12 protein-coding genes are annotated in these 11,734 nt (G+C 41.8%); 7 read left to right on the plus strand and 5 right to left on the minus strand.

All coding sequences use genetic code 11. The features are described from left to right. Positions 1-71 precede the first annotated feature (71 nt). Both NYF15_RS03240 and NYF15_RS03245 read right to left on the minus strand, forming a co-directional pair. Positions 72-1,097 carry a lytic transglycosylase domain-containing protein gene (locus tag NYF15_RS03240; protein WP_130152228.1) on the minus strand — a complete coding sequence of 342 codons (1,026 nt, stop codon included), beginning with the start codon at positions 1,095-1,097 and terminating at the stop codon, positions 72-74. Next, on the minus strand, positions 1,090-1,371 hold the full coding sequence (locus NYF15_RS03245; RefSeq protein WP_062568056.1) for a YcgL domain-containing protein: 282 nt from the start codon (positions 1,369-1,371) through the stop codon (positions 1,090-1,092). The genes NYF15_RS03240 and NYF15_RS03245 overlap by 8 nt, the downstream gene beginning before the upstream one ends. Positions 1,372-1,526: 155 nt before the next feature. Between NYF15_RS03245 and minC the strand changes: the two genes are divergently transcribed. Genes minC through minE form a run of 3 tightly spaced genes read left to right on the plus strand, consistent with a single transcriptional unit; the run spans position 1,527 to position 3,311 of the window. Then, positions 1,527-2,231: a septum site-determining protein MinC gene (minC, locus tag NYF15_RS03250; RefSeq protein ID WP_062568057.1), complete on the plus strand. Its 705-nt coding sequence runs from the start codon at positions 1,527-1,529 to the stop codon at positions 2,229-2,231. Between the two features lie 5 nt (positions 2,232-2,236). Further along, positions 2,237-3,046, plus strand: coding sequence for a septum site-determining protein MinD (gene minD, locus NYF15_RS03255; RefSeq protein WP_062568058.1), 810 nt, complete (start codon positions 2,237-2,239; stop codon positions 3,044-3,046). A 1-nt stretch (position 3,047) separates the two neighbouring features. Next, positions 3,048-3,311, plus strand: a complete 264-nt coding sequence (gene minE, locus NYF15_RS03260) for a cell division topological specificity factor MinE (RefSeq protein WP_062568059.1) — start codon at positions 3,048-3,050, stop codon at positions 3,309-3,311. Positions 3,312-3,351: 40 nt separating this feature from the next. Here the strand turns inward: minE and NYF15_RS03265 are convergent, their stop codons facing one another. Together NYF15_RS03265 and NYF15_RS03270 are read right to left on the minus strand one after the other, a co-directional pair. Beyond that, positions 3,352-3,768, minus strand: coding sequence for an N-acetyltransferase family protein (locus NYF15_RS03265; RefSeq protein WP_371352770.1), 417 nt, complete (start codon positions 3,766-3,768; stop codon positions 3,352-3,354). 70 nt (positions 3,769-3,838) lie between these two features. Beyond that, positions 3,839-6,628 (minus strand): TonB-dependent receptor, encoded by a 2,790-nt coding sequence (locus tag NYF15_RS03270; RefSeq protein WP_371352771.1) that lies wholly within the window; start codon positions 6,626-6,628, stop codon positions 3,839-3,841. Between the two features lie 389 nt (positions 6,629-7,017). Between NYF15_RS03270 and NYF15_RS03275 the strand changes: the two genes are divergently transcribed. Next, positions 7,018-7,746: a copper homeostasis protein CutC gene (locus NYF15_RS03275; RefSeq protein ID WP_371352772.1), complete on the plus strand. Its 729-nt coding sequence runs from the start codon at positions 7,018-7,020 to the stop codon at positions 7,744-7,746. Between the two features lie 2 nt (positions 7,747-7,748). After that, on the plus strand, positions 7,749-8,609 hold the full coding sequence (locus NYF15_RS03280; RefSeq protein ID WP_371352773.1) for a BadF/BadG/BcrA/BcrD ATPase family protein: 861 nt from the start codon (positions 7,749-7,751) through the stop codon (positions 8,607-8,609). Here NYF15_RS03280 and NYF15_RS03285 read toward each other — a convergent pair. Next, complete coding sequence (locus tag NYF15_RS03285; RefSeq protein WP_054552042.1) at positions 8,606-9,331, minus strand: AraC family transcriptional regulator; 726 nt, start codon at positions 9,329-9,331, stop codon at positions 8,606-8,608. The genes NYF15_RS03280 and NYF15_RS03285 overlap by 4 nt on opposite strands. Positions 9,332-9,494: 163 nt before the next feature. Here NYF15_RS03285 and NYF15_RS03290 point away from each other — a divergent pair, with 163 nt between their 5' ends. After that, on the plus strand, positions 9,495-10,655 hold the full coding sequence (locus NYF15_RS03290) for a Gfo/Idh/MocA family protein (protein WP_237118955.1): 1,161 nt from the start codon (positions 9,495-9,497) through the stop codon (positions 10,653-10,655). A gap of 6 nt (positions 10,656-10,661) precedes the next feature. Continuing rightward, positions 10,662-11,714, plus strand: coding sequence for a sugar phosphate isomerase/epimerase (locus NYF15_RS03295; protein WP_237118956.1), 1,053 nt, complete (start codon positions 10,662-10,664; stop codon positions 11,712-11,714). The last annotated feature ends 20 nt before the right edge of the window (positions 11,715-11,734 follow it).

The raw sequence follows: 11,734 nt of genomic DNA on the forward strand, positions 1-11,734 counted from the left end.
CAACCTCATACCCAAAACACTCTATTCAATTAACCACCAAGCTTTGATTAAACTTGGTGGTTAAAAATCAATTACTTAACCGCTGGATAACCGATACGATCTGATAAGTAACCAACACTGGTCGCAAAGTAATACGAACGATTCCAGTGCATCAGTGCTTTATAATTGTCATAGGCTAGGTACATACGGCCATTTACGTCATCTGGCATTACCATTGCGGCGGTAATATCAACTTGCGGTAAGTCACTACCATCCATTTTACGAACACCGATTGCTTGCCAGTCAGCAAGGCTGCGCTCAGAGTCTTTCCAGTACTCTAACCATTGGCTGCGCGTTTTAGTGCCACGTTTAAGAATGTTTGCGTTATCAAAGCCTTCAGGTAATTTAACTTGACGACCCCAAGTTAAATCATCGTTCCAACCTGCTTGCTTTAAGTAATTTGCGATTGAAGCAAATGCGTCTTCTTCTGTGGTCCAAATATCTTTGCGGCCATCACCGTTATAATCAACAGCGTAGGCGTTAAATGAAGTTGGCATAAACTGCGTTTGACCCATTGCCCCTGCCCAAGAACCTTTGAACTTATCAAGGGTAATGTGACCCTCTTTTAAGATATCAAGCGCTGCCCAAAGTTGGTTTTTGTACATGGTTTCGCGGCGACCATCAAAAGCAAGTGTGACTAATGATGCTATCACACTATGACCACCTTGGATTTTACCAAAGTTACTTTCAAGGCCCCAAAGTGCAACAATAAAGCGTGCTTGAACGCCGTATTCTTTGGCTACTTTTTCAAGAACCTCTTGGTTTTCTTTGTATAGTTTACGCGCGCGGTCAATTTTCCATTGCGGCACACGTTTTGGTAAATAGGTTTCGAGGGTTTCTTTTACTTCAGGCTGATTTTTGTCAGCTGAAATGACCTTCTTTTTAAATTTAGCCGTTGCGAATGCTTGCTCGATTAAGGCTTGATCATAGCCTTTTTCTGTCGCTTCATTTTTTAATGCAGCAACGTATACGTCGAAGTCAGCTTGTGTTTTTTCCTCTGCCAATACAGATGTGCTTAATGAAGCACTTAGTAGAACTACGGCAAGTTTTTTAATCACTCTCAACTCCCTTGTCTTTTTTAAATTGGGTTAACAGGTTTTCTTCTGGCGGTGGTAATTGCAAGTAGAAACCTTGGTCAATTAACGCTTGCTTAACCGTTTCTAAGTCTGCCAAACCTAACTTTTCACGACTAGCAAGATTAATTATCATCACATACTGTGGTTGACCAAATGTGTCCATTAAAGGTTCAGGAACACGCGTAAAATCATCTCTTTTTTCTACAAAAAGGTAGGTATCCGCTTTTTTCTTACTTTTATACACCGCAGTTAGCATTATGACCCTATAATATCTTGCTTAACGAGGGCGCACACTATAACATGACTCTTATAAGAAGATTAAAAATTTCGGTTAGATTTTTACTGTATACGCCTTGTTCAGCCTGCGTTTATTTAAAAAAGAGCTAACCAAGACAATTCAATTGAGCATGTATGTCGGAACAAATTTTTGAACTAAAAGGGAACCTTTTTACTTTATCTGTGTTGCATCTATTTTCAGCAGATACCTCTCTTTTAAGTAAGCAGTTAGATGAAAAAATAGCCCAAGCACCTAAGTTTTTTGCAGGCGCGCCCATCGTAATTAACTTAAGTGATGTACAAGGTGACTCGTTTGATTTTTCTTTCTTAAAATCAATGCTTACCAGTCTATCGTTTAACCCTGTTGGTGTGTGTAATGGCAGCCAAGAGCAAAACGAAAACGCCAAAGCGGCAGGCTTATCAGTCCTAAATTATTCACAGGACGTTAAGGGGGCAACCGCTAAACAACAAACAAATACATCTATCGTTGAGAAAACCGTTCACCTACCTGCACAAGTGATTCACGGCACAGTTCGCTCTGGACAGCAGGTCTATGCAAAAGATCGTGACCTTATTGTTATTGGTGCGGTTAGTCATGGCGCAGAGGTGATCAGCGACGGTAATGTTCATATTTATGGCACATTGCGCGGACGTGCAATTGCAGGTGCTAAAGGCTACAACGAAGCACAAATATTTTGCCAAAAATTAGAAGCAGAACTTGTTTCAATTAATGGTAGTTATTGGATCAGCGATTCCCTACAAGGTGAACACTGGGGCAACGCAGTACAAATCCAACAAAAAAATGATTCATTAGAAATTTCAGCTTTGGTTAAAGGATAAATCTCATGGCAAAAGTAATTGTCGTTACTTCTGGTAAAGGTGGTGTTGGTAAAACCACATCGAGTGCTGCAATTGGCACAGGTTTAGCGCTTAAGGGCTTTAAAACCGTTATTATCGACTTTGATATTGGTCTACGTAATCTTGACCTTATTATGGGTTGTGAGCGCCGTGTTGTTTATGACTTTGTAAACGTAATCAATGGTGAAGCTAACTTAAATCAAGCCCTTATTAAAGATAAGCGAGTTGATAAGTTACACATTTTACCTGCGTCACAAACACGTGATAAAGATGCCTTAACCCGTGACGGTGTTGAACGTGTACTAAATGATTTGAAAAAAGACTTTGATTACATCGTATGTGATTCGCCAGCGGGTATTGAAGCGGGCGCAATGATGGCAATGTATTTTGCTGATGAAGCAATTATAACAACAAATCCTGAAGTATCATCAGTACGTGACTCCGACCGAATTTTAGGTATTTTGCACAGTAAATCTAAGCGTGCAGAAGAAGGCCTAGAAAGCGTTAAAGAACACTTATTATTAACACGTTACAACCCTGAGCGTGTTGAAAAAGGCGAAATGCTATCAGTTGAAGATGTGCAAGAAATTCTTGCGATTAAACTTTTAGGTGTTATCCCTGAATCACAAGCAGTATTAAGTGCATCCAACTCTGGTCAACCAGTGATTTTAGACGGTGAATCAGATGCAGGCCAAGCCTATACTGATGCAATTAATCGTCTACTAGGTGAAACAGTCGATTTCCGCTTTTTAGATGTAGAGAAAAAAGGCTTATTTAAACGGATTTTTGGAGGTTAATGTGTCTTTACTTGACTACTTCCGCTCAGAGAAGAAGAGCAGTGCGTCATTAGCAAAAGAGCGATTGCAGATCATTGTCGCACACGAGCGCTCACAACGTGGTACACCTGATTATCTGCCACAGCTAAAACAAGATATTCTTGATGTGATACGCAAATATGTGAATGTAAATACCGATGCTGTTCAAGTTCAGTTTGATCAAAATGAAGATGACTTAGCAGTACTTGAGTTGAACGTGACTCTGCCAGAAGAAGAAAAGAAATAGTCAAAATTGGGCGCTTTGTTAATGCTAACAGCGCCCTTTTTTATTTCTGCCACTGCATATGAAACTCATAGTCGTCTGCACCTAGCGTTTTGAATCCTGCCCGTTGATATAGCCCATACGCTGGGTTTGCTTTTAGCACCGTTAAATTAATTTCTGATGTTTGTGCTTTTAGTGCATTTAACACCTGAGTGCCTAGCCCTTTGCCCTGCTGTTTGGGTGCTATTTGTAACTGTAATAAACTGATTGTTTTGTCACTAACAATGAACTTAGCAGCGCCTACACATTGCCCATCATTTAACACTAAGTGGCTGTGTTCAAAGTGTTCCGCCACTCTTGCTTGATGTTGTTCAAGTGATAAAAATAAACCTTGGTTCTCAAGGTGTTCAACCATGGTATTTAACCTTAAGTCGAGTAAATAGGCTTTGTCTTGCTCTGTAACCGCTACAAATTTAATCATTCTTGTCTTAAAAAAGAAAAAGGTACTTTAGTAAAAGTACCTTTTTAGGTTGCAACAAACAACATGTCGGTTAGAAGTTATAATTTGCGCCTAAGTAAAAACGACGACCCGAATACTGGTTATAGGTAAAGCGATTACTCTGTTTCCAATAACCTTCTTCAAGCTCTTCTGTTAGGTTTACTACAGATGCAGTAAACGAGAGCTGCTCAGTTAGATTATATGATGCATTCACATCTAACTGACCATAGTCTTTGGTGTAAAAGTTATATCCTTTGTGTATGCCGTTAGCACGGTCATCTTTCCAGTTATAAGAGGCGCGAACGCTAAAGTCATCGTTCTCAAAATACACTGAAATATTATATTGATGCTTAGCTGTACCTGGGATCTCAGCATCTGTTTTTTGCCCGTCTGTCGATACTTCGCTAGTGCTGGTATCTGTGTAGGTATAGTTAGTTAAAATACCAAAACCATTATCAAACGAATGCTGGAAGAACAGCTCTAAACCCTCTGATTTTGCATCACCGCCACCTACTTTGGTGTTCATTTCAACTTCAATTGGGCCATTACAGCAATCATGCTCTCGCTGCACAATTTCGAGAGTGGATATTGGTAGGTTTGAGATATCTTTTGAAAATACCGTCGCCCCTAACGCAGAACCTTCTCCATAATACCACTCGACACCTAAATCGAATTGATCAGACAACATAGGGTCAAGACCAGTATTCACAGATGTTCCTCGGCCTCGTCCTGTCCATGAGTCCGGCGAGTTTATATTCACCGGAGGACCATAAGTTTCAGACTGGCTTAAATCTGAATAACTAATTCGTGACATGGTTCTTGCCGCAGCAAAACGCACAACTAAATATTCTGTGGCATCCCAAGCGAGGTTAAAACTTGGTAAGACTTCGCCGTCATCACTGCTACGCTCATTTGGGTCGGTATCATTATTGTCTTGGCCAATCACTTCATCATACGTAAGTGTTGTCAGCTCAGTATTAACATAGCGTACACCCAAGTTACCGCGAAAGTTTTGCCATTCAAAATCAGCTTGCGTATACACAGACCAGATCTTTTCTTCTAATGCATAAGTACCCGAAAGTGACGGTACAACGGTTCGACTAAAATTGTCTTTTAAGTAATTATCAAGGGCATTGAAATCAAACGCTAAAAAGTTAAATGCGCCTGTATCCCCTGCGCTATTATCCACCACATGATCGCTCACCAATGTTGGTGCATCAGGGTGAAAATCAGGATTATGGAACCACTCTGTGCCTGGTAAATAGCCACGGTAACCGCCATTGTCAGCTATGCCGTCATCCCATCGAAAATCATTACGCATGCCTTTAATTTCGTGGTCGCGATATTTGCCCCCCACATACACGCGGGTAAAAAAGCTGCCATCAAGGTCAAATTTTACGTCTGTTTGAATGTAATTTTCAGAGTCTTCATTTTCAGATGAGTAAGAGTCAAACCAATCATAGTATTGATACGCTTCTTTATCGGTGGCTAAATCTGTAGATACTTCATAAGATGGCTTGCCACCTTTTGTTGACCAATGCCAGCTATTTACAGAGCCAAGGCGAGCATCAATATTTGCATAGGTTTCTTTTGATGTACCACCGTCAGCTTTTGTGTGCCCAAGCTTTAACGTAATGCTGTATGCATCACCATAATAAGTACCTTCAAAATCAAATGTATTAGACTTTGATTCACCAAAACGCTCACGACCCGTTAGTTGAGGCGACAATAAACCACGGCGAACCGGCACGCCGCCGTTTACATCGGCATCACCCCAGTTATTCTCATTCAATAAACCATTATCACCATTACCATAAGCAACGACTGTGTCGCCGTCTAATTCAACACCAAAATAGGGATTGTGATTATCATTCCACTCGGCAAAGAACACTTCTTGTCCGACTTGGTCATAACTTAATTTTGCACCAAAATAATTAAAGCTCAGATCTAAACGGTCTGTTGGCATCCATTGAATAGCAACTTGATACCCATCACGATCACGATCTTGGTCTGCGTTTTTCACATGTATGCCAGACGATGCCCAAACATTATCATAAACTTCACCTGTAGCTTGGTCTACAATAGCTGGTTGATCTGCATCTTCCGCCGAATCAGAGTAAAAACGCCAACCAAAAGACTCATTTGAAACAGTAACCACCCGTCTTTCTTGGCGTGTAAAGCCTGCTAAAATACCGAAGTTTTCCTCATCGTTTTTCCATGAGTACAATACATTCACTTGTGGTTTTGTGTCCTCAGACACATCATCGTAAGTCACCTCAGCGCTTAGCGCCCCTGAATTTGCTTCCATTTCAAGTGGTTTACGGGTGTGTAATATAACCGTGCCGCCAATACCGCCCTCATCAATACGAGCTTCAGCACTTTTGTACACTTCTACACTTTTGATCATGCTTGATGGCAATAGTGTGTAGTTGAAACTGCGTGCAGGGCTCCCTGTGCCAGACGAAGCAATATAGTTACCGTTTAATTGGGTGAGAGTCCAATCTGGTGACGTACCACGAATACTGACACGACTACCTTCGCCACCATCGCGATCAATGAGTACGCCTGATACACGTTGTAATGAATCAGCGACGTTTTTATCAGGAAATTTACCAATATCTTCTGCGGTGATTGCATCAACCGTGGCAGCTGAAAGTCGTTTTATTGCTAAGTTTTCTGCGGTTGATGAACGAATACCACGGACTTCAATCACCTCTACATCTTCATTCGCTTGTTCTGCCGCGTAACCTGTGTTGATTGCCGCGAGTAACGAAATCACAATTGCATTGTGTTTAAAATGCCGTCCTTGCCCTTTTATTTTTATCGCACTTTGCTTGCCCATGCCTATCTCCAGTTGTGTGTTCTGCAAGCTTTATGAGGTCTATACATCTCATAAAACATCTTATTGTTGTCGGTTTTAAACTGATTATTGGGAGTTAATAGCTTGTTAAACTCAGTTTCAGAATAGGGGGGAGCGGTCAAAAAGTGATAATAAAAATTCGGTGACCGATATAACAAAATCGGCGTAAGGAATATTTTATATTCACTTTTGTATTTTCTGACTTATAGTTAGCCCAACAACGTTTTAGTTTTTAAACAGTGTTATGAAACAACCGAAATGAAAATAAATTACTGATTATAAATAGTAAAACAATAAAAACTGTTCTTATTGAATAGCTATAAAATGAGTAAATAAAAACTAGGTGTAATAGATATGATAAAAACACGACCATGAACAATGGTAAAATTCTCGAACTGTGCATAAACGAAGGCGATTTAAAGCAGCTAGCTAACAATATTTCGACGGCTAGTAACTTAGGCGCAAAGCGCTTTGAACTGTGCAGTAATTTACACCTAGGTGGCTTAACTCCGAGTTTGTCTGCAATTGATTGTGCTGTAAAAAGCCTGACCAATAGCGCAGAGTTAGTGGTGATGGTCCGCCCTGAAGCGGGCAATTTTATTGTTAGTGCTGAGTGTTACGAATTAATGGAAAAGCAAATAACAATGGCAGCTAATGCGGGGGCACATGGCGTAGTATTTGGTACAGTTAAAAGAGGCGAACTTGATTTAGACGTGACCCGCTCTTTAGTTGCCACAGCTAAACATTATGGTTTAATGGTGACCTTTCACCGTGCATTCGATACCCTAACAAACCCGTTAAGCGCACTTGATAAACTCATTAGCTTAGGAGTTGACCGCGTATTAACAGCAGGCACACCGTGGCAAAGCGGCCAAAGTGCTGTAGATGGTCTAAATCAGATCAACACATATTTAGCGCACAGTGCTAATCAGATAGAAATTGTTATGGGTGGTGGTGTCACCATAGAAAACGCGGAAGCACTTTGGCAATTAATAAAAAACCATTCAGCAAAGGCAGCTGTGCATGTACACTCATGCGTGCACAACAAAAATGGTGCAATTAGCGCTGAGGCTATCAATAAGCTTCTTTCAAAGGATTAAGCATGGCAATGTATTTTTTAGGTATTGATGGCGGTGGCAGTAAGTGTAAAGTTCGTTTAGAAAACGAAAATGGCTCTTTAATTAGCGAAGCCCTAAGTGGTTCAGCAAACGTGGCCACCAGTTGCCAACAAAGCCAAGAATCAATACTCCACGCAACTGAACTTGCATTTCATGAAGCTGGGCTTGCCTTAAGCGAGCTGAAAAACACCTATGTGCATGCAGGACTTGCCGGAGCTAATATCGACTCAGCTTACCAAACCATGACCAAATGGCAGCACCCTTTTGCTAAATTTACCCTATCAACAGATATGCTGATTGCCTGTAAAGGCGCACATCAACACCATGATGGCGCGGTGATTATTCTTGGTACGGGCTTTTGTGCGGGTTATCAGCAGCAAAGCCAATTTAGTGAATTAGGTGGTTACGGATTATTACTGAGCGATGGTGCCAGTGGTGGTTGGTTAGGCTTACAACTTTGCCGTAAAGCATTTGCAGTACTTGATGGTGTTGCGAAAAGTTCTGCAGCAATAAATACCCTACTCACCGAGCTTAACTGCGACTCAAGCCAAGCGTTAAGTCAGCGTTTAATATTAGCAAGCCCTGCTGAGCTTGCCAAATTTGCGCCCCTAGTTTTTAGCCATTCTGACGATGCCTTTTGTCAGCAATTAATCAATGAAGCGTGCGCATACATTACCCGCTATATCGCTTACTTTGAAAAACAAGGTATTGAAAACGTTACCTTGATGGGCGGCATTGCCAGTGCCATCACGCCTTACTTACCTGATGCCAGTAAAGCGCATTTAACCCCCGCTCTTGCCAGTGCTGAGCAAGGAGCTATTTTAATGGCAAGAGCTGCAATTTAATCGCCTAATTGCGAGCGCATTTGTGAGGGAATTTCACCAAACAAACGCCGAAATTGTTTACTGAAGTAACTCGGTTCAGAAAACCCACACTGATAAGCCACTTGTGAAATAGGCAGTTGCGTTTCAATGAGTAGCTTACGGGCATTTTCGAGGCGCACTTCGTTAATAAATTGATTAGGTGTTTTTGCTAAGTGCTTTTTAAAGCGGCGCTCTAAAGCACTTACCGACAAGTGCGCAAGCTCTGCTAATTCATCAATGCTGATCTGACGATGATAATGCTCGCGAATAAATTTTACCGGCTCTTCAATTGCCCTTACATGAGAAAGCGCTTTTGAGGTTTTTTGTAGATGTCGGGTCACCCCGTAAGTGCCAATCACATTGCCATCGTGATCTTTTAAAGCATGCTTTGATGTAGAAAACCAACCAAGCTCACCTTGTTGAGTTTGGTTGAGCTCTAAACGGTCAGTTACTATGTAGCCTTCCATCACCCGTTTATCGTCATTGACGTATTGAAACGCAAGGTGCTTTGGTGAAAAATCGAAGTCTGTTTTTAGCAATATTTGCTCCAGCGTTTTATAACCCTGATGCTCAATAAAATGCTGATTACAATGCAAGATTCTACTATCTGTGTCTTTTACCCAAAAGAGGATATCTGGCAGTAAATCAAATGCAGCAATTAGCTGATTTACGCCAGCTTTTTTTATTATTTCTTGAATATCCATCGCTTAATTTCGTCTCAATAAAGAACAACCCTATATATTTTAAACGCCGATTTTGTTGCATTGTCAACCGAATTTTTATTAGCGCTTATTGGCTAAGCTTTCCTATTATCAATAACATGACATTAACAGTAGCAGACGCTATTTAAATTTAGGAGCGCTTAAGATGAGCAAAGCTAAGATCCGCATGGCAATGGTAGGCGGTGGCGATGGTGCATTCATCGGCGCTATTCATCGAATTGCAGCGCGATTAGATGGAATGATAGAGCTTGTTGCAGGCGCATTCAGTTCAGACGCAAACAAATGTAAAGCAACTGGCGAACTACTTGGGCTTGATAGCAGCCGTTGCTACGACAGTTACCAAACACTTTTTGCCGAAGAAGCAAAATTACCTGCTGATCAGCGTATTGATTTTGTGGCTATTGTCACCCCAAACCATTTGCATTTTCCAGTCGCGAAAATGGCGCTTGAGCATGGTTTTCATGTGCTCTCAGATAAACCTGCAACGCTGACTCTCGCAGAAGCAGAGCAATTACAAAGCATTATTGCAAAACAGCAGGTTTTATATGGGTTAACCCACACTTACACCGGTTACCCTATGGTCAAAGAAGCCAAACATCGCGTAAAAGCAGGTGAACTCGGCAGCATACGTAAAGTGATTGTTGAGTACACTCAAGGCTGGTTAGCGCACAGCGAAGACGAAGGTTCAAAACAAGCGAGCTGGCGTTTAGACACCAGTAAGTCTGGCATTAGTTGTTGTATGGGCGACATTGGCGTGCATGCGGCTAACTTAGCCGAATATGTTTCTGATCTCGAAATCACCGAGCTTTGCGCCGATTTAAACCATGTAGTCGAAGGCCGAGCCCTCGATGATGATGGCACTGTGCTACTTAGATTCAATAATGGTTGTAAAGGCGTTTTACTGGCAAGCCAAATTGCTGTTGGCGATGAAAACAACTTACGCCTGCGTATTTATGGCGATAAAGCCAGTCTTGAATGGTCGCAACTTGAGCCTAATAGCTTATGGCTACGAGGCCACAATCAAGCCGCCACATTACTTAGAGCGGGCGTGGGTGAATTACACCCTGACACACAAAATGCCCTGCGCGCCCCTGCCGGTCACCCAGAGGGCTACCTTGAAGCATTTGCCAACATTTACAGCAATTTTGCAGCGCAAATTCATGCATTTAAGCAAGGCGATAACGCAACAAATTCAGCATTTGATGTGCCTGGCATTAAAGATGCTGTGCGTGGCATGGCGTTTATTGAGCATGTTGTTGCTTCATCGAAGCAAGATACTAAATGGCACAAATTACAGATTGGATAAAAAAGAATGAATAAAATCAAAGGGCCAGCAATATTTTTGGCGCAGTTTATTTCAGATCAAGCCCCGTTCAATAGCTTTCAAGGTTTATGTAAGTGGGCAAGCGGTTTAGGTTACAAAGCGATTCAAGTGCCAACCTCAAACCCTGAAATTTTCGATTTAGAAAAAGCAGCTCAAAGCCAGCAATACTGCGATGAAGTCACTGGTATTGCCACAGAGTATGGACTTACAATTTCAGAGCTATCGACACATTTGCAAGGCCAGTTGATTGCTGTACACCCTGCATACGATGAAATGTTCGATAACTTTGCCGCAGAGCATGTAAAAGGTAACCCTGCTGCACGTACTAAGTGGGCAACAGAGCAACTGATGCTAGCAGCGAAAGCAAGTAAAAACCTTGGTTTAACAACCCATGCGACCTTCTCGGGTTCTTTTTTATGGCATACCTTTTACCCGTGGCCACAGCGTCCGCAGGGACTTGTTGAACAAGGCTTTAGTGAACTTGCTAAACGTTGGTTACCTATTTTAGATTGCTTTGACGAGCATGGCGTGGACGTGTGTTATGAATTGCATCCGGGTGAAGACCTACATGATGGTGTGACATTTGAGCGCTTTTTAGCGGCAACCAATAATCACCCTCGCGTTAATATTCTTTATGATCCGAGCCACTTCGTATTGCAACAGCTCGACTATTTAGCGTTTATCGATATCTATCATTCGCGCATTAAGGCGTTTCATGTCAAAGATGCCGAATTTATCGCAAATGGCCGCTCAGGTGTTTATGGCGGATTTCAAAACTGGCAAGACCGACCAGGGCGTTTTCGTTCTTTAGGTGATGGCCAAGTAGATTTTAAGCAAATCTTTAGCAAGTTAACGCAGTATGGCTTTGATGGTTGGGCTGTACTTGAATGGGAATGTTGCTTAAAGCACCCAGAAGATGGGGCAAGAGAAGGCGCTGAGTTTATTAAAGCACACTTAATAAACCCAACAGACAAAGCCTTTGACGATTTTGCCAGTGGCGCAACAAACACTGAGCGTAATAATCGAATTTTAGGTTTATAAACCGACAACAATAGAACACA

The organism is Pseudoalteromonas sp. 68 DY56-GL68 (assembly GCF_041414825.1).
Taxonomy (GTDB): Bacteria; Pseudomonadota; Gammaproteobacteria; order Enterobacterales; family Alteromonadaceae; genus Pseudoalteromonas.

Bases quoted from the DNA above. Each gene is read 5' to 3' on its own strand.
- NYF15_RS03245 (WP_062568056.1), bottom strand. From the start codon at position 1,371: ATGCTAACTGCGGTGTATAAAAGTAAGAAAAAAGCGGATACCTACCTT.
- minC (WP_062568057.1), top strand. From the start codon at position 1,527: ATGTCGGAACAAATTTTTGAACTAAAAGGGAACCTTTTTACTTTATCT.
- minD (WP_062568058.1), top strand. From the start codon at position 2,237: ATGGCAAAAGTAATTGTCGTTACTTCTGGTAAAGGTGGTGTTGGTAAA.
- NYF15_RS03265 (WP_371352770.1), bottom strand. From the start codon at position 3,768: ATGATTAAATTTGTAGCGGTTACAGAGCAAGACAAAGCCTATTTACTC.
- NYF15_RS03270 (WP_371352771.1), bottom strand. From the start codon at position 6,628: ATGGGCAAGCAAAGTGCGATAAAAATAAAAGGGCAAGGACGGCATTTT.
- NYF15_RS03275 (WP_371352772.1), top strand. From the start codon at position 7,018: ATGAACAATGGTAAAATTCTCGAACTGTGCATAAACGAAGGCGATTTA.
- NYF15_RS03280 (WP_371352773.1), top strand. From the start codon at position 7,749: ATGGCAATGTATTTTTTAGGTATTGATGGCGGTGGCAGTAAGTGTAAA.
- NYF15_RS03285 (WP_054552042.1), bottom strand. From the start codon at position 9,331: ATGGATATTCAAGAAATAATAAAAAAAGCTGGCGTAAATCAGCTAATT.
- NYF15_RS03290 (WP_237118955.1), top strand. From the start codon at position 9,495: ATGAGCAAAGCTAAGATCCGCATGGCAATGGTAGGCGGTGGCGATGGT.
- NYF15_RS03295 (WP_237118956.1), top strand. From the start codon at position 10,662: ATGAATAAAATCAAAGGGCCAGCAATATTTTTGGCGCAGTTTATTTCA.